This window comes from Pseudoalteromonas luteoviolacea (assembly GCF_018100925.1).
GTDB lineage: Bacteria > Pseudomonadota > Gammaproteobacteria > Enterobacterales > Alteromonadaceae > Pseudoalteromonas > Pseudoalteromonas obscura.
This window is the reverse complement of the sequence record NZ_JAGJEH010000004.1, coordinates 466,942-486,139: the sequence shown is the minus strand read 5'-3', so window position 1 is coordinate 486,139 and position 19,198 is coordinate 466,942. Positions and strand designations below refer to the sequence as shown.

General features: G+C 41.4%; 19 protein-coding genes. 11 read left to right on the top strand and 8 right to left on the bottom strand.

All coding sequences use genetic code 11. The features are described from left to right. Positions 1–18: 18 nt before the first annotated feature. Positions 19–2,004, bottom strand: coding sequence for a bifunctional tRNA (5-methylaminomethyl-2-thiouridine)(34)-methyltransferase MnmD/FAD-dependent 5-carboxymethylaminomethyl-2-thiouridine(34) oxidoreductase MnmC (gene mnmC / locus J8M00_RS11190; RefSeq protein ID WP_211010317.1), 1,986 nt, complete (start codon positions 2,002–2,004; stop codon positions 19–21). A 181-nt stretch (positions 2,005–2,185) separates the two neighbouring features. On the opposite strand from mnmC, the gene fabB reads away from it, so the two are divergent. The 3 genes from fabB (at position 2,186) to J8M00_RS11175 (ending at position 4,558) form a co-directional block, all read left to right on the top strand. Next, complete coding sequence (gene fabB, locus J8M00_RS11185; protein WP_023401517.1) at positions 2,186–3,400, top strand: beta-ketoacyl-ACP synthase I; 1,215 nt, start codon at positions 2,186–2,188, stop codon at positions 3,398–3,400. A 197-nt stretch (positions 3,401–3,597) separates the two neighbouring features. Continuing rightward, positions 3,598–4,035 (top strand): hypothetical protein, encoded by a 438-nt coding sequence (locus tag J8M00_RS11180; protein WP_211010316.1) that lies wholly within the window; start codon positions 3,598–3,600, stop codon positions 4,033–4,035. A 16-nt stretch (positions 4,036–4,051) separates the two neighbouring features. Continuing rightward, complete coding sequence (locus tag J8M00_RS11175; protein ID WP_211010315.1) at positions 4,052–4,558, top strand: hypothetical protein; 507 nt, start codon at positions 4,052–4,054, stop codon at positions 4,556–4,558. Positions 4,559–4,619: 61 nt separating this feature from the next. Here J8M00_RS11175 and smpB read toward each other — a convergent pair whose 3' ends face one another. After that, positions 4,620–5,099, bottom strand: a complete 480-nt coding sequence (gene smpB, locus J8M00_RS11170; RefSeq protein WP_023401520.1) for an SsrA-binding protein SmpB — start codon at positions 5,097–5,099, stop codon at positions 4,620–4,622. A 141-nt stretch (positions 5,100–5,240) separates the two neighbouring features. On the opposite strand from smpB, the gene J8M00_RS11165 reads away from it, so the two are divergent. Continuing rightward, positions 5,241–5,675 (top strand): type II toxin-antitoxin system RatA family toxin, encoded by a 435-nt coding sequence (locus J8M00_RS11165; protein WP_023401521.1) that lies wholly within the window; start codon positions 5,241–5,243, stop codon positions 5,673–5,675. Then, positions 5,676–5,990, top strand: coding sequence for an RnfH family protein (locus J8M00_RS11160; protein WP_211010314.1), 315 nt, complete (start codon positions 5,676–5,678; stop codon positions 5,988–5,990). A 70-nt stretch (positions 5,991–6,060) separates the two neighbouring features. Here J8M00_RS11160 and J8M00_RS11155 read toward each other — a convergent pair whose 3' ends face one another. The 5 genes from J8M00_RS11155 to J8M00_RS11135 all read right to left on the bottom strand — a co-directional run bounded on the left by J8M00_RS11155 (position 6,061) and on the right by J8M00_RS11135 (position 9,639). Then, positions 6,061–6,498, bottom strand: a complete 438-nt coding sequence (locus J8M00_RS11155; RefSeq protein WP_211010313.1) for a DUF2069 domain-containing protein — start codon at positions 6,496–6,498, stop codon at positions 6,061–6,063. Then, the gene (gene wrbA, locus J8M00_RS11150) at positions 6,495–7,046 is read right to left on the bottom strand and encodes an NAD(P)H:quinone oxidoreductase (RefSeq protein ID WP_211010312.1); all 552 of its coding nucleotides are present in this window, start codon (positions 7,044–7,046) and stop codon (positions 6,495–6,497) included. Before wrbA ends, J8M00_RS11155 begins: the two co-directional genes overlap by 4 nt. 2 nt (positions 7,047–7,048) lie before the next feature. Further along, positions 7,049–7,396 carry an arsenate reductase (glutaredoxin) gene (arsC, locus tag J8M00_RS11145; RefSeq protein WP_211010311.1) on the bottom strand — a complete coding sequence of 116 codons (348 nt, stop codon included), beginning with the start codon at positions 7,394–7,396 and terminating at the stop codon, positions 7,049–7,051. Between the two features lie 127 nt (positions 7,397–7,523). Then, a complete protein-coding gene (locus J8M00_RS11140; RefSeq protein ID WP_211010310.1) occupies positions 7,524–8,972 on the bottom strand; it encodes a beta-barrel assembly-enhancing protease in 1,449 nt (482 codons plus the stop codon). A gap of 1 nt (position 8,973) precedes the next feature. Continuing rightward, on the bottom strand, positions 8,974–9,639 hold the full coding sequence (locus J8M00_RS11135) for a hypothetical protein (protein ID WP_023401527.1): 666 nt from the start codon (positions 9,637–9,639) through the stop codon (positions 8,974–8,976). A 267-nt stretch (positions 9,640–9,906) separates the two neighbouring features. Here J8M00_RS11135 and J8M00_RS28690 point away from each other — a divergent pair, with 267 nt between their 5' ends. The 3 genes from J8M00_RS28690 (at position 9,907) to J8M00_RS11125 (ending at position 13,406) form a co-directional block, all read left to right on the top strand. Then, entirely contained in the window at positions 9,907–10,140 is a 234-nt protein-coding gene (locus J8M00_RS28690; RefSeq protein ID WP_432652265.1) for a sulfurtransferase TusA family protein, read from the top strand. Then, positions 10,133–11,200, top strand: a complete 1,068-nt coding sequence (locus tag J8M00_RS11130) for an AI-2E family transporter (RefSeq protein WP_211010309.1) — start codon at positions 10,133–10,135, stop codon at positions 11,198–11,200. The genes J8M00_RS28690 and J8M00_RS11130 overlap by 8 nt, the downstream gene beginning before the upstream one ends. 154 nt (positions 11,201–11,354) lie before the next feature. Further along, positions 11,355–13,406, top strand: a complete 2,052-nt coding sequence (locus J8M00_RS11125) for an aminotransferase class V-fold PLP-dependent enzyme (protein ID WP_211010308.1) — start codon at positions 11,355–11,357, stop codon at positions 13,404–13,406. 20 nt (positions 13,407–13,426) lie between these two features. Here the strand turns inward: J8M00_RS11125 and J8M00_RS11120 are convergent, their stop codons facing one another. Beyond that, positions 13,427–14,488, bottom strand: a complete 1,062-nt coding sequence (locus tag J8M00_RS11120; RefSeq protein WP_211010307.1) for a LacI family DNA-binding transcriptional regulator — start codon at positions 14,486–14,488, stop codon at positions 13,427–13,429. A 371-nt stretch (positions 14,489–14,859) separates the two neighbouring features. On the opposite strand from J8M00_RS11120, the gene pgi reads away from it, so the two are divergent. From pgi to pgl, 3 genes are all read left to right on the top strand, one after another. Further along, the gene (pgi, locus tag J8M00_RS11115; RefSeq protein WP_211010306.1) at positions 14,860–16,506 is read left to right on the top strand and encodes a glucose-6-phosphate isomerase; all 1,647 of its coding nucleotides are present in this window, start codon (positions 14,860–14,862) and stop codon (positions 16,504–16,506) included. A gap of 321 nt (positions 16,507–16,827) precedes the next feature. Next, positions 16,828–18,300: a glucose-6-phosphate dehydrogenase gene (zwf, locus tag J8M00_RS11110; RefSeq protein ID WP_211010305.1), complete on the top strand. Its 1,473-nt coding sequence runs from the start codon at positions 16,828–16,830 to the stop codon at positions 18,298–18,300. Beyond that, on the top strand, positions 18,300–19,010 hold the full coding sequence (gene pgl, locus J8M00_RS11105; protein WP_211010304.1) for a 6-phosphogluconolactonase: 711 nt from the start codon (positions 18,300–18,302) through the stop codon (positions 19,008–19,010). Before zwf ends, pgl begins: the two co-directional genes overlap by 1 nt. Positions 19,011–19,198: the final 188 nt, after the last annotated feature.

Here is a 19,198-nt window from a genome sequence, read left to right as displayed (position 1 = left end):
CTTGGGGACTACATGAAGCTATATTTTATTTCGGATCATATCTCTTATCGTGAGGCGAGCTGGATGCAAAGCCTCATGTACTCGCTCACTAAAAGGCAGTGGTTCTTGAAATAAACTTGCAACCAAATGCTCGGTCACAAGTGGTGCTGTACATAACCCTCTGGCGCCAAAGCCAGTGGCAATATGTAATCCTTTATGAGGCATCACTTGAGGGGTGAAGTCATAAAACTTACCGCGTTTGATGTTGTCATAAGCTTGTAATAAGTCCGATTTGTCTTGCACTTGCCCAATCATGGGAGTGTGATCGTTAAAACAACACCTTACAGCGGCCTTGGCACTGTCAATACTGCCAAGGCTTTTATCAAACTCAGTACCTTCATAGAACCCTGCTAGTTGTTGGCGGTTAGTGACATTGTCTTGTTCGGTGACCGCTCTTGATTTACTGTGTTTTTCAAACGTTGCCCCCATGCAATGCAATCCGTCCTGACTAGGGGTGAAGTAACCTTTGTGGCATAACACAGTGGAAAGTTTTGAAGAGGCGACCCCTTCATGGATATGAGAGACTTGACCTCTCACACCGTGAATACCAATATCTTTGGTTTGCTCGAATCTGTCGCTGTGCTCGCCTGCACAAACAAAAACATCAGAATACGGGCCAAATGTTTGTTTGTTTGACGTTAGATACCAACCATCGGGCTTGCGTTCTAGTTGCTCTATGTGAATAGCAAATTGGTTTTCGCCTGGCGTTAGAGATTCAGCTGCGTCAAAAACTGATTTTGTAAGTTGTACAGGGCTTACCCAGCCCCCTTGCTCAATAAATAGGCCGCCATATGGCGTGTCGATACTAGAGATAGATTGAGCCTCTACGCTATCTACTGAACGTATCAATTGTTCTGGAAAAACTTTGCTCGCAGCCAACTTTTCATGTTGTGCTTTTTTACTATCGTTAACGCTTTGGAGTAAAACGCCACACCACTGATGGTCAAATACATGGCCTGCTTTGATCAGCTGTTCATAAAAGCGTCTCGCATACAAAAAACTATGAGCATAAAATTCGGATGGAATACCATATTCGCTTTGTAAGTTTGGATAAACTGCACCTTGTAGATTGTGAGAAGCGCCCTTTGCAAGGGCATCATCTTCACAAAATAAGTGTGTTTTGATACCTCGTTTGGCAAGGTGATACTTAAGACAACTGCTCGCGATACCGCCTCCTATGACCGCAACCTGTGAAAGCGTAGCAGCGTCTTGTTGATAGTACTGTGGCGTAGTTGCATGCTCCGTAGTGGCGATAAGTGTACCGACGACCATTTCTCGTTTACGGCCATAGCCTTTCACCTTTTTGCACTCAAATCCTGCACTTTGTAAGCCCCTTCGGACAAAGCCTGCAGCGGTAAATGTGGCAAAAGTTGCATTCTCCTGGCTCAAGTGAGCCATTGAATCAAATAGAGTTTGTTGCCACATATCGGGGTTTTTACTTGGTGCGAACCCATCTAAGTACCACGCATCGACAATGCCTTTGCGCTGGTATGCAATTTGTGGCAATGAGTTTTGCACATCTCCAAACCACAAGTCGAGTACTACACGGCCCTGATCAAATTCTAGTCGATGGCATCCTTGCAATGCCATTGGGTATTGCTCACACAATTGTTTAGAGAGTGGCGCCAGTGTAGGCCAGGCTTCTAGTGCCTGTTTGAGGTCACTCAACTTGATAGGGAATTTTTCGAACGACATAAAATAAAGACGTTCAACGCTATTGTTGTGCGCGCTTTGCTTAAAACGAGCCCAAGTATTTAGAAAGTTCAAGCCTGTGCCAAAGCCTGTTTCAGCGACAACAAAGTGTTTTCTTGGGTGGCTCTTAAATCGTTCATGTAGACCATTTTGTTCAAAGAAAACATAATTTGACTCTGCTAAGCCGTCATCGTTGGAGAAATAAACGTCATCAAAATTATCGGCGACAGGTGTGCCAGAATCGTTAAAATGAATTTGTGCGTTACTTATCATAGAAATACGTTGGTATAATGCTCATTGATGACAAGTATTTTACTGGTTTTATTTGCATTAGTCCGTTGCATTTTTGCAAATATCAGTTCAGAGTACGTGTGTACGCTGGAAAGCTGACCACTTGATCAGTCTTTTGCGCGTAGAATACACCTAAATTTTTTAAGTCCTAAGGGAATTACCCATGAGAAGAGCCGTAATTACGGGGATCGGTGTTGTTTCAAGCATCGGTAACAACAAGCAAGAAGTATTAGAATCTTTGAAAGCGGGTAAAAGTGGTATTGCTTTTAACCAAGAGTTTGCTGACATGAATTTACGCAGCAATGTGTCAGGTAAAATTGATATTGATGTTAAGGCACTAGTTGACCGTAAAGCGCACCGCTTTATGGGTGACGCAGCTGCATACTCGTATATCGCGATGGCTCAGGCTATTGAAGACTCTGGTTTATCAGAAGATCAAGTTTCGAATGAACGTACTGGCCTTGTAGTTGGTTCTGGTGGTGGTTCTTCTAAATACCAGGTAGAAGCTGCTGATATTTTACGTGAGCGTGGTGTTAAGCGTGTAGGTCCTTACATGGTACCGCGTACTATGGCGAGTACAACATCTGCATGTCTAGCAACACCATTTAAAATAAAAGGCGTTAACTACTCGATTAGCTCAGCATGTGCTACATCTGCACACTGTGTTGGTCACGCGGTTGAGCAAATTCAACTAGGCAAACAAGACGTCATTTTTGCGGGTGGTGGTGAAGAACTTCACTGGACACTGGCAATGGAATTTGACGCCATGGGTGCATTATCAACTAAGTACAACGAAGAGCCAGAAAAAGCATCTCGTACTTATGATGCAAACCGAGACGGTTTCGTTATCTCTGGTGGCGGCGGTATCATGGTTATCGAAGAGCTTGAGCATGCATTGGCTCGTGGCGCGCACATTTACGGTGAAATCGTAGGCTATGGTGCGACTTCAGATGGTTACGACATGGTTGCACCATCAGGTGAGGGCGCTGTGCGCTGTATGAAACAAGCAATGGCTACTGTCGATGGTGAGATTGATTACCTAAATACTCACGGTACTTCAACACCTGTTGGTGACGTGAAAGAGCTAGGCGCGATCCAAGAGCTATTTGGTGAGAAGTCACCAGCGATCAGTGCAACAAAAGCGATGACGGGTCACGCTTTGGGTGCAGCTGGCGTACACGAAGCGATTTACTCTGTATTAATGCTTGAAAATAACTTCATCACACCTTCTATCAATATTGATGAATTAGATGAAGAAGCTAAAGGCTTAGACATTGTAACTGAGCGCCGTGATGTTGAACTAAATACTGTTATGTCAAACAGCTTTGGTTTTGGTGGAACTAACGCCACACTAGTCGTTCAAAAATACAAAAGCTAATTCACTCGTAGCTTTTATATAAAAAAGCCCTGCGGGGCTTTTTTGCGTTTTATGCCCCAAAATCTACCTTTCTATCGGTCTAATCCCTTATATATAAATATATTTATTACTATTTTTTGATCTGTTGAATAATAAATTTGACTGTGCTAGAAAATACTTGTGCATATAAAATGTACACTATCGTGAAAGGGATAATTATGGAAGATATATACGAAGTAGATGTTGATGGAGATGGTATCAGTGATGGAGTTGTCGCCGATATAGATGGTGACGGCTATATTGATACCGTAGGAATTGATCAAGATGGTGATGGCATTGTTGACACCGTGGCGATAGATACCGATGGAGACGGTTATGTTGACACCGTGATGATTGATGAAGATGGTGATAGTGTTGTTGACGCCGTGGCGATAGATTCCGATGGCGATGGATATGTAGATACCGTCGGTGTTGATACAGATGGAGATGGCATCATAGATACTGTCGCAATGGATACCGATGGAGATGGCGTCATAGACGCAGTGGCAATGGACCTTGATGGTGACGGAGATGTTGACGCCATTATTGCTGACACTGACTTTGACGGTGAAGCAGATACCATGATTATTGAAGACGACGGATTTGACGATTATTAAATTTAGGGAATAAGATATGTTCAATAAATTAAAAGAAACAGCAACAAAAAACTTTACGGATGAGGAAGGGAATAGCCAAGTGGGTGTTAATATAAAGGAAAAAGGTGAGGAGTTAACGGCTTCTATAAAACAAAAAGCAACGGATGCAAAAGACAACCTAAAAGATATTTCGGTCATGAATAAGGTAAAGGACTTTACCAAGGCATCAGTAAAAACCGTTGAAGACATTGATAACGATTTACTTGCTAGCAACTCTCAGTATGAAATTAATAACTTTAGAGTGTCGGCCACTGCTGGTGTAACGGCGGGAATGACGTTAGATATCCACTTTGTCAAAAACCAAGGTGCAAAGGAAATCGCGCAAAAAGCCTCTCGATTCCTAATCGTAGTAAATCCTGATACGGGTAGTAAAATCCAGGTGCCTCGCAGCGCACTAGTTAATAAAGAAACGGCAAAAATTAAAGATCCAAAAACAGAGGCCGTTTTAACAATAAATGCTAAAACTGGGGCAATTTTATCCTAAAACAGTGAAAGCCAAACTCACATACAGCCTAAGGTAATTAGGCTGTAAATTAGTGCGTATTTTAAACTTTGTGCTTCATTAATCGCTCTTTGTCTCGCGACCAATCTCTGTCTTTAATATCAGCACGCTTATCGTGCATCTTTTTACCTTTGGCTAAATGAAACTCGAGTTTAACCCAGCACTTTTTCCAGTACATTGCTGTTGCAACTAAAGAGAAGCCGTCTCGCTCGGTTGCACCAATCAGTCTATCAATTTCTCGTTTGTTGAGTAACAGTTTACGATAGCGAAGTGGATCACAGATCACGTGGGTCGAGGCGCTGTTTAATGGCTGTATCTGACTGCCTAGCAAAAATGCCTCACCGTCTTTTAGATGAATATAAGTCTCTGAGATATTAACCTTACCAGCGCGGATGCTTTTAACTTCCCAGCCTTGTAGTTCCATACCTGCTTCGAACTTATCGTGTAAAAAATACTCATGGCGTGCTTTTTTGTTCAGCGCTATGGTATTGCTCGTTGATTTATTTGATTTTTTCTTTGCCATAATGGCTTAGTCTACCTACAAATCGAATGGGAAAACAGTGTTATTTAATTTTTATGGCATATTTTCGCTCACAGTGGGGCTGCAAACAAGATAAATCTTTAAAAGCTTGGTAAAATTGGGCCAGTAAAGTTTGGAGAACGTATGCCACAAGTAGAAAAAAGTGCATTGGTGATGTACAGCACACAAGAGATGTTTGATCTGGTCAATGATGTAAATGCTTACCCTGATTTCTTACCTAACTGCTCTGGCGCGAAAGTGCTAAGTAGTTCACATGATGAAATGACGGCGAGTTTAGAAATATCAAAGGCTGGTCTGACTAAGTGGTTCACAACTAAAAATCAATTTGAAGGCAATCGAGTGAAAATGCAGCTTGTTGATGGTCCTTTTAAATCTTTGCAAGGCTACTGGGAGTTTGTTGAATTGGATGAACATGCCTGTAAGGTCAATTTAAAGTTAGAATTCGAATTTGCCAGCAAACTGATAGAGCTTGCTTTTGGTAAGGTTTTTAATGAAGTTGCTAAAAATATGGTGGCTGCGTTTACTAAACGCGCTAAGTCGGTTTATGGAGCTAGGTAAATGATTAAGGTTGAAGTTGTATTTGCGCTACCTGATAAAGCCACGTGCCTAACCGTAGATGTAGCCGAAGGGACCTCAGCTGAGCATGTTGTGATGCAGTCAGGGATACTGGACCAATGCCCCGAGATAGATCCAACTAATCTCAGCTTGGGGATATGGAATAGAACGGTCAAGCTACATCAGGTGGTTAGAGAGGGAGACCGCATCGAGATATACAGACCGTTAATTGCTGATCCAAAAGAAGCGAGACGCCGAAGAGCAGACAAAGCAAAAGAAGAAGGTAGGGCAAATAAAATTACTGGTGGCCGAGCTTAACCCATTTATCGTCTTACATGAAAAAGCCACGCTAATACGTGGCTTTCATATTTCTCAAATATTAAGTGCGTTATTTTTTTTCTTGTTCGTGTACTGCTTTTTCGTCGGCTAAATCGTCTTTAAGTTTGCGGATCTTCAAGCCGAGTTCTTGGCCTCTTAGTCTTGCATAATAAGTACATCCTACAAACATGGCTGAAGCGAAGGTCAATTCCAAAATAACCCACAATAGCTCATCGGTGGCAATCCATAAAAGAGTAAAGCCATGTATAAAATATATTAAAACGACAAAATTTGCCCACGCAAATGTATAGGGTTTGTCTTGTAGTATGCCTCTCAAAGGTAACAGCAGTGGAAGAATATACACAACAAATATAAATCCAACGCTGTGCCCCTCCCTTGGAGAAACTAAAAATAGCCAAATAGGCATGAGCAACAATAAACCAAAATAGCCAAATAGAGCGAGTTGGTAAAATTGTTTTGTTTTAGGTTGTTTTGGAGTCTGGTTCATAATAACTTTTTCGCAACCGTGTACAGACGAGTAGCTACAGCTCGACATATTCTAACTTCAGTTTCTGTTAATTGGGCACTGTTGTCTAATCCTGCTACATGGGTTGCACCGTATGGCGTACCTCCGCTTTCGGTAGACAATAATTCAGGCACATCGTAGGGGACACCCATTAACATCATTCCGTGATGCAACAAGGGCAGTGACAAATTCAATAATGTCGCTTCGTTACCGCCATGCATGCTACTTGAAGACGAGAATACACATGCTGGTTTATCTATAAGCTGTCCTTTTAACCAAACATCGCTGGTCGTTTCCCAAAATGTTTTTGCTTGAGCCGCCATCATGCCAAATCGTGTGGGTGTTCCAAATGCAAGTCCATCACATTCAATGAGATCTTGTTTCGTGACTACGATATCGTGAGGTTGCCTTTGTACAAAGGTACGTAAACGAACCGTTGCACCCTGGGCATTAAGTGTTTCGGCTATTTCATTAGCCATGGCTTCGACTGAGCCATGACTAGAATGGTATAAAACGAGAATTGTCGCCATATTTAAATAATGTCTAACACTGACTCAGGTGGACGACCTAGTGCTGCTTTTTCACCTTTTACAACTATTGGACGCTCAATCAATTTAGGGTTTTCAATCATGGCAGTTCTTAGCGTTTGTTCATCACTGTCCTTGCTTAAGCCCAATTCTTTATAGATGGCTTCTTTATTGCGCACCAATTGATGTGCAGATTCAAACCCTAATTTTGAAATTAATGTATCAAGCGTGCTCTCATCAATGGGAGTTTTTAAATACTCTACGATCTCTGGCTGAATGGCATTTTCTTCGAGCAATGCAAGCGTTTGACGAGACTTCGAACAACGGGGGTTGTGGTAAATAGTTACTGACATAATAGACCTTTTGAAACTGTAACTTATATTTATATTTGTTTGATTGTAACTGATTGAAAAAGGTGTGCCTATCTTTATATATGGACAAAATATTGTCCAAAGTTGAGTAGATAGGCAACGTGCTGGGTTACAATTTTGCGAGCTCTTTTTGCATGCCTCTATATTTGGTTAGCAAAGCTTTTAAGCGCAACTTTTTAATTTCGTCTTCTTTTTCAATGAAGTTAAGTGCTTTTTGTACTTCATCGGCTGCTTTCATGAATGCACCGTAGTGAGATAGTAAACTAGCGCGTGATTCATGGTAAGCCGCTTTATTTTCACTGAGTTCATAAGTTTCAGTGAGCAATTGTTTGGCGAGCACATGGTTTGGTTTTTCTAACAAAAACACTTTAAGCAGTTGCTCTGCCTTTTCGTACATTTTTGCTTTGATAGCTGTGTTAGCTAGATTTAAAGTGATGACTTGATTGTTAGGACGAAGCAGGTGCTTTTTTTCTAACAGTGACAGAGCTTGCTCATATTTTTTTTGACCGAGTTTGATATCTGTATAAACATCTATGAAAAATAAGTTATTAGGCTTTAATTTTAGTAGTTTATTTATAATTTTTTCCGCTTGGTCATATTTTTTTTGGTCAAGCAATGAAATTGCCAATCCGTACTCATAATGACTCTTATCGAGCTCAGTACTGGTTCTCAATGTGTTTTCATAATAGGCCTGCGCATCTTCTTTGCTCAGGTGGTAGCGGGCCATTACCCGGTTTTGTGCATAATGAAAATCTTCGCTGCTTGGCACATAGCGCTTTGGGTATTGTTGGGCACGCAGCCTGACATCAGATACACGAGAGTCAGGTAAGGGGTGAGTGAGCAAAAACGCTGGGGGCTTGTTTTTAAATCTAACTTGGGATGCAAGCTTCGTTAAAAATTCACTGGCAGCATATGGATCATAGCCTGCTTTTTGCAGCGTTTGCATACCAAATCTATCTGCTTCTTGTTCTGCTTTTCGGCTGTGGGTCAATTGGCTTAGGGCGGCTTGAGTACTATTGGCTGCAAGGATTGCCATGCCTGCGTCTGGTGCAACAACCGTGGCCAGAATACCCGTGATCATGCCTGCGATAGTTAAGGCACTGTTGTCTTTGGCCTGTTGGATTCTTCTTGCTAAATGCCTTTGGGTAACGTGAGCTATTTCATGGCCCAGCACTGATGCGAGTTGACTTTCATTGTCAGACTGCGCTATCAGGCCTGTATGGACTCCCACATGTCCGCCATAAAATGCGAAGGCGTTAATGGCTTTGTTGTTGAGCCAAAAGAACTTAAATGGAAATCTAACGTCGTTAGCACTGGCGACGAGTTTGTTGCCTAGTGCAGACAGATACTCATTAAGAACAGGGTCTTGAACCAAGGGCGAACTAGAGCGGATCTGCATCATCATTACTTCACCGATGGCTTGCTCTTTTTCAATTGGTAAAACTTGCACAGCCGACGTACCTAGGTCTGGGAGCTTAAACTCTGATGCATTATTGGCTGTAGAGTAACTTAGTGCGAGTGCGCATAAAGTCGTTGCAAGTGCTTTTTTAAATCGCATTCTAATCCTTCTTGTAGTCGTCACCGAGCATGATTTTAGCTAAGTTTATTTCATCTTCACAAGCTCGGGCGTCTTTTTCGCATAACAGGTAAAAATCTTTTATTGAGACACCATCAACGCTCACAACGTTCAATTCTCTTTTCAAAAGAGAGATGGTTTGATGCACAACCTTGTGTGCGTGCAAAATCAGCGCTTTATCTGCGATGTCACCGCGCTCAAAATAAAATCGAATGAATTTATGCATTTGACTAAATCTAATGAGTGTCTTCATGGTATGGGGGTCCCACACATTAAACTCAAGATATTTGTTGTCTTTTAGATATGTGTCGACTTTTACATTGCGAGCAATTGGAAAAGCCCAAAGTTCGTAACCGCGATCTGTGAATGCTTGGTGAAGAGTGATTTTTGGTGCACTATTACAATGAACGATGCCGTTGTCGTCCTCATAACCGTCCAAAAGCTGTAAATTCCAATTACGCTTGTCTAATAACCGTTTGATAGCATTATCAAATCCGTGCTGAAAAATTCCTTCACTCTCACTGACAGAAGAAGCGACAAGATGATAAAACGGCGGGAGCTCCCCCCAATTGATTTGCTTTTTGTACCAATTGATTTCTTTAAGTGTGGGGTTCGCCGGCAAACGTGCCTTGTTGTGTGCTTTTGGCATATTGTTTCCCGTAAAGCTTGTTGTTGTTATAAGAATAAACCATTGCCCTAGTTCAAGCTACAGAAAGACGCTGGAATATGAGTAAAATACAGGATTATTCGCTTGCTATTTACTATAGAGGTACCTTATAAAGCGGTATCATGATATTGAAGTAAAATTAAAAGTATATATTGCGTTTCCAATGTATTTAAAATGTTTTTATAGCGTTTTATAAGTGTTGGTTTTTAACCTAAAATTAACGGGTGGGGCTTTTTGTAGCCTACGAAGGTGCAAAACATAGAACTAACAACGATTGATTTAAGGCATTACAATTGTCCTCAATTGTTTGTCCAATTTAAATGGCAGTTGAAGAACCTGAATATTGGAAATATCAGATTTATATGCAATCGAACTCAAGATCTTTCCGATATAAAGCGCTATTTAGCTGGCCAAGCGTATCACTATGTCTTAGCAGAAGAAGGCAACTTTAACTTTATTGAGGTACACATCACGGATGTTTGAGTTAATAAAATCTTGGTATCAAGAAAAATTTTCGGACCCAGACTCGGTCACTTTATTGTTGATGCTTGTCTTCACTGCGACCATGTTGTACTTTTTTGGCTCCTTTGTCATCCCTGTTCTGGTGGCCTTGGTCATTGCGTATTTGCTCGACTGGCCTGTGACACGGTTGCAGCGTGTTATGCCTAGTCGTTTAATGGCGACAAATTTAGTTATGTTGGGTTTTGTTGGTGTCGTTTTAGCACTGCTGTTGGTGATCGTGCCTGTTTTGTGGTCGCAGGCGAGTAATCTTGTGCAGGAAGCGCCTAGTATGGTTGAAAAAGGTCGAGATTATTTGCTCCACTTACCAGAAGACTATCCCAATTTAATTTCAGTACAACAGGTACAAAACATTGTGGCTGGTGTTGAAAGCAAAGTACTTGCACTGGGCGAGTTAATCGTCTCGGTATCACTGACTTCGATTAAAGATCTAGTTGCGTGGCTCATCTATCTAATTTTGGTGCCTTTGTTAGTGTTTTTCATGCTCAAAGATAAAGGAACTTTGACGTCTGGAATTAAACAATTGATCCCCAAAGACCGAAAGCTAATAACCCAAGTTTGGGAAGAAATGGATCATCAAATAATGAACTACATTCGCGGAAAAGTGATAGAGATAGTGATTGTAGGTGGAACCAGTTTTATCGCATTTGCGGTACTTGATCTCCGCTACGCTGCTTTGCTTGGCACTTTGGTTGGACTGTCTGTACTTATTCCATTTATTGGTGCTGCGTTAGTTACCATTCCTGTAGCAGCAGTGGCGCTATTTCAATTTGGCTTAGCGCCTGAATTTTGGACCATATTAATCGTATACGGCATTATTCAAGCTTTAGATGGTAATTTATTGGTGCCGCTATTATTTTCAGAAGCGGTAGATCTCAACCCTGTTTACATCATTGTTGCAGTACTATTTTTTGGAGGGCTGTGGGGGTTTTGGGGAGTGTTTTTTGCAATTCCTTTGGCATCCTTAGTCAAAGCTTTGGGTAATGCTTGGTCATCAAGTCAACGGCACATGCAGGCCGGTTAATCTGATTTTAGAAGAATTGATAAAGGAGCGCACAGCGCTCCTTTTTAGTTTGTAACACTTCGACTTTGTATATGAATACATTATTGAACTTAACGAAGCAGAAGTTTTTGTGTAAAATGGAATAACATAGTACATATAGTTATAAGCGGTACACGTGAACACTTCTCCTTTTCCCCAGATTTATCTTGATGCCAATGCCACGACACCTGTTCTGACTTCAATATCAGATAGTGTTCTACAAAGTATGACAATAAACTTTGGTAACCCCTCAAGCTCACACATTGCAGGCTTAACAGCAAAAAACTTGCTTGAACAAACGAGGCAACTTGGTAAGCAGTTGATTGGCAGCAAAGAGGGTGAGCTGCTTTTTACTTCTGGTGCTACAGAAGGGATCCAAACTGCCATTGTTTCTGTGCTGAACCAATATCTGCAAGAGGTCCACAAAGGCATATCGAAGCCGGTCCTTTTATATGGTGCGACAGAGCACAAAGCGGTGCCAAACACGTTAAAACATTGGAATGCCATACTTGGTCTCAATGCAGATGTGTTGGAGATCCCGGTAAATAATGAAGGTATATTGGATTATCAATTTATTGCACAGCACATACCACAGGCTGTGATGATATGTACCATGGCTGTCAATAATGAGACCGGGGTTACGCAAGATTTACAGGCGCTGGAGAAGGTAATTCGAGAGCATAATCCAGAAGTGGCTTGGCTAGTCGATTGTGTTCAGGCATTGGGAAAAGTACCGCTACACATGGATTCAATTTCAATCGACTATGCTCCTTTCTCGGGTCATAAATTATACACACCAAAAGGTATTGGGTTTTTGTATATTCGCAGCGGACGACCATATATCCCCTTTATCGCAGGCGGTGGGCAGGAGTCAGGGATGCGCTCAGGCACAGAGAATTTGCCAGGAATTGCTGGTTTACATACTCTATTTTCACTATTAAATAGCCAAAATGAAGTATTTCAGCCCCACGATAAATTGCAGTTGCATCGAGATATGCTTGTATCGGCTCTACAAGATACTTTTACTAATATTCGTTTTCATCACACTTTTGAGTTGTCTGTACCAACTACGCTGAACTTTTCAATTGATTATCTCACCGGAAAAGAACTGATAGATTTATTTGACGCGGCAGGTATTCGAGTCAGTGGGGGATCTGCTTGCAGCTCTGGAGTCACCAGCAGTTTTGTTTTGGAAGCCATGGGATTGAGCGATTGGCAGTGTTCAAATGCAATTCGTATGTCGTTTGGTCCTGCGGACAGCACTGAGTTTATTGTAAAAGCGTGTAAAGCAATCCGCTCAATGAAGTCTTTATTGAGCACAGGCACTTGGGTAGACGGTAATGACTCAAACTGCTCACAGTGGAGCGGCTTTACCTGGCTAAATTACCAATCTACCGGGTGTTGGCTATTTATATCTAAAGAAAAGGAAGCGATTGTACTAAATCCAATAGACCCTTTATTGGCGAAACTGAAATATTGTTTTGATGCTATAGACACGAAACGGCTGGCTTTTCTGCTGACAAATGAAAACTGCAAAGATGAAAATATAGAAAGAAACATAAAACGTGTTTTTGGCAAAAGCGCACGCATCTTGAAACTTGAAAGCTCGAAATCAGAAGAGACTTTAGTGTCGGGTAAAGACTGGCAGGTAACATCTACATTCGAGGCCGAAAGGCAGAGCGTTATTTTCAAGTGGAACTGCGAGGGGGGTGAGAGGGTAATATACGTAGCAGACTTGCCAGATGAGCAGATTAGATCTCGTAAGTTTACCGAGGGTGAAGTATTCATCTCTCAGGGAAAGATATATTTAAGCAAGCAAGAAATAAAACGAAATCAAAGTTGCCTTAAGCGGAAAGAAGGTGAACTTGTTGCGCTAATGACGCGTAAGGAGGTAGCAAGCTGGATAGATACATATGACGCTCAGGTGCTCGATATAAGAGAAACCGGGGAACATCAAGCGTCCACGACTGAACTCGCAAAAAAGCTCAGTCAAAATGAAAGTGAGTGCATTGTTAATGTGCCGGCAGGGCGGGTAGTTAATGCCTATATTGATGGTACACTCGACCCTCAAAAATCCTATGTCATTGTTTGTCGAAGTGGCCGGCGTTCGCTGCAGGTGGCAGAGATGTTAAGCTCTTTAGGGTTTACCCGCGTAGCCAATGTTACGACAGGGTTGGCGCTACTTTGAGCGCCACTAGTTATATTGTATTAATTGGGGGCTGGCCCTGTACTTTCTCGGATCACGATACTTGGTGTGAAGGTCGTAATGATATCTTTATCTTGCTTTCTACTGCCTCGTGTTTTCGAAAACAATAACCTAGCAGCATGTTCAGATATGACACTATTTGCTTGATGAGCCGTTGTTAACTTAGGCCAAGTTTGCCTCGAGAAAGGCGAGTCCTCGAACCCTGAAATGGATAGCTGTTCAGGAATCGCAATATTCATTAATCGGGCGGCAAATAATGCACCAGCCGCAATTTCATCGTTTCCGCCCAAGATCGCGGTTATATTGGATGCATTATTATTTTTCAATAGCGCTTTTGCGCCTTCAACACCAGATTCGAAAGAATAATTACCTTCATATATAAGGTTGTCATCTACTGTAAGGTTATGATCTTTAAGAGCGCTTTGATAACCAGCTAAGCGTTCAGTTGTTGATTTGTGTTCTGCATCCCCACATGCAAAGGCAATGGTTTTGTGTCCCAGATTAATTAAGTGGACTGTGATTTCATATGCAGCTGCATAATCGTCTACATAAATGCAGTTATTACTTTTCGGACTTGCTGGTACTTCAGTTGATTTTTCTGGGGTTTTATCTTGTCCAGACAGTAAGCGCACATATGCAATGCCCAATTCGTCAAGCATATCGATAATATCTTGTTGCTCTGAAAGAGGAGGTGTTAATACTAAGCCAGCGAGCCTAGAGCGTTGAATCATGGTAGCAATCTCTTTGTGCATCTCAGGGTCTTGAGCGCAACAAGGATGAATCACAAGTTCGTAGCCTTCATCTTTACATCGAGAGAGCACACCGTTTTGCATATCAATAACGTAGTAGGCATTTGGGTTGTCGTAAACTAGGCCAATTGCGAATGAAGAGGTGCCTGCTAAGTTGCGCGCTGCGGTATTGGGCTGATAGTTAAGTTCTGTAACAGCTTGCATAACCAGATCATAAGTTTTTTTTCTTACAGAGGGCTCTTTATTGATAACCCTTGATACAGTTTTCATTGACACGCCCGCATGTTTTGCGACGTCATTGATGGTTACTTTCATTTTTTTTCTTCTATAGGAAATAGGCTTAAATTGTGGCCGAATTTTGAGTCATTTATTTGTAATCACTCTTTTTTGCTGGCTTTTGATACTAAATTACAACGCCAATTAGTAGTTATAAGGCAATATAGTATATTTCAGCTTTTCATGAAACGATCAAATTTAGACCCTGCTGCATTTTAACTGTTACTGAATAACTTTAATAAATTTAATGATACCGGTGTCAAAAATTAAAAAATCAGTTATTATATGCAAAGTAAAATGAGGAACATGCAGTTTGACAGCGTTGTCATTTTAACTTATGGTTAACGCTCGAATATGTTTATGTGTGTATTTTATGTATTTGGCACACTATCATCGCTAGGGGAAAAATTATGAATTGCCGTACAACGTTAGCAAGTTGGCAAGCATTATCAGCAGCATCAGAACAACTAAAAGAACAGCATTTGAAGACTCTTTTTGAGGCTGATAGCGGGCGCTTCGATAAATTTTCTCGCCAAATACCAGGCGTACTTTTTGATTTCTCTAAACAGCTCATCAATGACTCGGTGTTCGAACAATTAATACAGCTGGCGAAAGAGACCGATGTTACATCTTGGCGTGACAAGATGTTTTCTGGGGAAAAAATTAATTTCACAGAAGACCGAGCTGTATTGCACGTAGCACTTAGAAACAGAGAAGCGTCTCCAATTTATGTTGATGGCGTAAATGTCACAGAGCAAGTTCAAGCTGAACTTGAAAAGATGAAAGTTTTCACTGACCGAGTTCGAAGTGGTGAATGGACAGGTTATACAGGGCAAGCTGTAAAAGATATTGTTGCTATTGGTGTGGGCGGTTCAAACTTAGGCCCACAAATGGTAACGGAAGCTTTAAGTGCATATAGCGACGGTAAACTAAACGTTCATTACGTATCGAATGTGGATGGTGTGCAGCTGGCACAGGTATTGAAAAAAATTCAGCCAGAAACGACTCTATTTGTGATTTCTTCCAAGACGTTCACCACATCAGAGACCATGAATAATGCGCGCTCTGCAGTTGACTGGTTTTTAGAAAGCGCCCAAGACAAAAGCGCCGTGGCAAAACACTTTGTTGCGGTGAGCACCAACTTAGAAAAAACACGTGCGTTTGGTATTGCAGATGAAAATGTATTTACCATGTGGGATTGGGTAGGTGGACGATTCTCATTGTGGAGTGCTATTGGACTGCCAATCGCATTGTACCTTGGTTATGAAACCTTTGTTGAGGTTTTAGAAGGTGCTTTTGAGATAGATACTCACTTTAAAACAGCTGAGTTTGAGCACAATATCCCTCTTATTATGGCGCTGTTAAGTGTTTGGAATACAAGCTTTTTAGGTCATACTTCACAAGCGATTTTGCCTTACGATCAGGCTCTACATATGTTGCCTGCTTACCTTCAACAAGGCGAAATGGAAAGTAATGGCAAACATGTAACATTTAACGGTCAAACTGTACCTTATACAACTGTGCCGATTATTTGGGGAATGACAGGAATTAATGGACAGCATGCGTTTTATCAATGCTTACACCAAGGCAATGTCATTGTACCAGCAGACTTTATTGCTTCAGTAGAGCCTCAGGTAGCACTTGGAAAGCATCATGATGTTTTGCTATCTAACTTTTTCGCACAGACCGAGGCGATGATGGCTGGCGTAGATGAAAGTCAAGTTCGAGCGGAACTAACAGGAAAAGGTAAGTCTGAGAGTGAAATTGAGCAACTCGTCGCTCATAAAATTCATAAAGGCAACCGTCCTACTACGTCAATCATTTTAGATAAAGTAGATGCGAAAGCCGTTGGTCGTTTGATTGCAATGTATGAACATAAGATTTTCTGTCAAGGCATCATTTTAAGCGTTTGTTCGTTTGACCAATGGGGCGTAGAGCTCGGCAAGGGCTTGGCAAGTAACATTGAAGCCGAATTAACGAACGAAAATATCAGTCACGAACACGATAGTTCGACGTCTGGGTTAATTGCTTACTACAAGCAAAATAGAAACAAATAATAACGTTGCTTGATAGCAACAAATGTAAAGAATACCTTTGAACGGGTAGCGCTGGAGTACTTAGGGCCTGTATTTTTGTGAGAGGAATTACAGAGCCCCTAAGACTCATTTTTATTAAGACATCTAAAGCGTTTAAATATACTGAATGAGTGCTTGGTAACTTTCTTCTTCAAACCAAGCAAAATAGTGGTCTGAGAACGAATTCAATCCTATAAGTGAAGTTGTGTTTGGCATGTTTACCGAAAACACCAAACGGTTTTGATTGTAGCGCGTGTTCTCTTTAGAGTAATGACTGCGCGCCTAACCTTGTGAGAAATAATTATGCTTAATCCATTTGATATCGTAATTTTTGGTGGGGGCGGCGACTTAGCGTTGAGAAAATTGTTGCCAGCTATGTATCGTGCATATCAAGAAGGCAACTTGCCCGAAGGTAGCCGTATTCTACCGACTGTTCGAGAAGAAAATAAAAGAAACGAATATGTAGAAACCGCAGGGAAAGCACTTCAACAGCATTTAGGTCAGGGAGAATACAACCAAACTGACTGGAATGCCTTTTCTAAGTTCATCGTGCCTGTTGTTGTCAATGTCACAGAAGCCGATGACAACTGGGATGTATTAAGAAATATTCTAGAGCAAGATGACAATGATAAATCTCGAGTATTCTACCTGTCATTACCTCCAGCCGTTTACGGTACCTGCTGCGAACTTCTTTCTAAAAAATCGTTGATCAGTGAAAATTCACGCGTAGTGGTTGAGAAACCAATCGGTTATTGTGGTGAATCAGCAGAAGAAATAAACGCAAAAATTGCTGAGTTTTTTGATGAAGACCAGATCTTCCGAATTGACCATTACTTAGGTAAAGAAACGGTTCAAAACCTAATGGCCCTTAGATTTTCAAATGTACTTTTTGAAAACCTATGGGACGCAAAAACCATTGATAATATTCAAATCAGTATTTCGGAAACTGTTGGTCTAGAGAGCCGAGCTGGCTTTTACGATAAAGCTGGTGCATTAAGAGATATGGTGCAAAACCACCTACTTCAGCTGCTTTGCCTCGTTGCGATGGAGTCACCACATAAGCTAAATGCTAACCGTATTCGCAATGAAAAATTGAAAGTTTTGGAAGCGTTACGACCACTTACAGATGAGTTGGTTGATTCAAACGTAGTACGAGGTCAATACGTTCCTGGGGAGTTAAACGGTAATCTAGTTCCTGGTTATTTAGAAGAGTTAGGGGAAGGGTCAAGCACAACAGAGACATTTGTCGCAATTCGTGCTCACATTGATAACTGGCGTTGGTCTGGCGTACCTTTCTACTTAAGAACGGGCAAACGAATGAAGCAACGTTGTGCTGAAATTGTTGTCGAATATAAGCCAGTTTCTCACAATGTATATGACGACACAGTTGGGCCAATCTTACCAAACCGATTAATCATAAGACTACAACCTGAGGAAAGCATTCAGTTGACACTGATGTCGAAAAGGTTAGATAACTTAGAAATGCAGCTTGAGCCCGTTACTCTTAACATTGAATTAAGCGAAAAATACAGCAATGGATTTCATTCAGATGCATACAAACGTTTGATGTTGGATGCGGCGGCGAATAACCCATCGTTGTTTATTCACAGAGATGAAGTAAGACAGGCGTGGAAGTGGATTGACCCAATTATTGCAAGATGGCAAGAAAAAGGGACACCAGCGCTTTATCGTGCGGGTTCTTGGGGACCTGAGTCAGCCGATGAATTATTAGCTGAAAAGGACCACGCTTGGTTTAACGTTGGAGAAAATAACTAATGGCGATCATACACGAGCAGTTTTTTGACTCAAAAGATGCGATGACTGAGCATTTAGCATCCATTTTAGAAAGTACTTTGAATTCTGCACTTGAAGGTGACTCAAAGGCAAGTATGTTAGTATCTGGCGGGTCATCACCTGCACCGGCATACAAACGTCTATCAAGTCTGGATCTTGATTGGAGCAAAGTAACGGTAGCTATGGTTGATGAACGTTGGGTTTCACCAAGTCATGAAAAGTCTAATGAAGCTTTTATCAAAAATACGCTATTACAAGATAAAGCATCAAGTGCCCAATTTGTAACCATGAAAAATGGCGCAAGTACGGCTGTTGTTGGTCAAGAAGAAGTCGAAGCGCGCTATCAAACATTAAAGACGCCGTTCGATGTTACTATATTAGGCATGGGGCCTGATGGTCATACAGCTTCATTGTTTCCTCATGCTGAAGGCTTAGACGCGGCATTGAAAACAGAGCAACTTGTGTGTGCAATTAATGCTAATGAGAGTGAAGTGACAGGCAGTATCACTGAACGTATGAGCTTGACGTTGGCTGGTATTGCAAATACACAACATGCGATTTTGTTGATTAGCGGCGAAGAAAAGCGCGCGATGTATGAACAAGCTAAACAGCAGGGATCAGAATTGGATATACCACTAAGAGCTGTTTTGGGGTTGCCTGATTTAAAGCTAAGTGTTTTCTGGTGCCCTTAAGTCTTTTAATTAGGAAAATTGCACCTTGAGTGCATTTTTCCTAATTCCTTCATCTTTATTTCCTTTTAAACCTTCTTACTTTCTTCATTCACATACATTTCTATATTGAAAAAACTAACGATATCAGCACTGCTTTGACGTCAAGTTGTACTAGATACCACAGTACGACAGCCGTAATAGTCAATTAA

Coding starts and splice junctions, on each gene's coding strand:
- arsC (WP_211010311.1), bottom strand. CDS start 7,396: ATGTCAGTAACTATTTACCACAACCCCCGTTGTTCGAAGTCTCGTCAA.
- J8M00_RS11165 (WP_023401521.1), top strand. CDS start 5,241: ATGCCACAAGTAGAAAAAAGTGCATTGGTGATGTACAGCACACAAGAG.
- J8M00_RS11140 (WP_211010310.1), bottom strand. CDS start 8,972: ATGCGATTTAAAAAAGCACTTGCAACGACTTTATGCGCACTCGCACTA.
- pgl (WP_211010304.1), top strand. CDS start 18,300: ATGGCGATCATACACGAGCAGTTTTTTGACTCAAAAGATGCGATGACT.
- J8M00_RS11175 (WP_211010315.1), top strand. CDS start 4,052: ATGTTCAATAAATTAAAAGAAACAGCAACAAAAAACTTTACGGATGAG.
- mnmC (WP_211010317.1), bottom strand. CDS start 2,004: ATGATAAGTAACGCACAAATTCATTTTAACGATTCTGGCACACCTGTC.
- J8M00_RS11130 (WP_211010309.1), top strand. CDS start 10,133: ATGTTTGAGTTAATAAAATCTTGGTATCAAGAAAAATTTTCGGACCCA.
- fabB (WP_023401517.1), top strand. CDS start 2,186: ATGAGAAGAGCCGTAATTACGGGGATCGGTGTTGTTTCAAGCATCGGT.
- J8M00_RS11155 (WP_211010313.1), bottom strand. CDS start 6,498: ATGAACCAGACTCCAAAACAACCTAAAACAAAACAATTTTACCAACTC.
- J8M00_RS11135 (WP_023401527.1), bottom strand. CDS start 9,639: ATGCCAAAAGCACACAACAAGGCACGTTTGCCGGCGAACCCCACACTT.
- smpB (WP_023401520.1), bottom strand. CDS start 5,099: ATGGCAAAGAAAAAATCAAATAAATCAACGAGCAATACCATAGCGCTG.
- J8M00_RS11180 (WP_211010316.1), top strand. CDS start 3,598: ATGGAAGATATATACGAAGTAGATGTTGATGGAGATGGTATCAGTGAT.
- zwf (WP_211010305.1), top strand. CDS start 16,828: ATGCTTAATCCATTTGATATCGTAATTTTTGGTGGGGGCGGCGACTTA.
- J8M00_RS11160 (WP_211010314.1), top strand. CDS start 5,676: ATGATTAAGGTTGAAGTTGTATTTGCGCTACCTGATAAAGCCACGTGC.
- pgi (WP_211010306.1), top strand. CDS start 14,860: ATGAATTGCCGTACAACGTTAGCAAGTTGGCAAGCATTATCAGCAGCA.
- wrbA (WP_211010312.1), bottom strand. CDS start 7,046: ATGGCGACAATTCTCGTTTTATACCATTCTAGTCATGGCTCAGTCGAA.
- J8M00_RS11120 (WP_211010307.1), bottom strand. CDS start 14,488: ATGAAAGTAACCATCAATGACGTCGCAAAACATGCGGGCGTGTCAATG.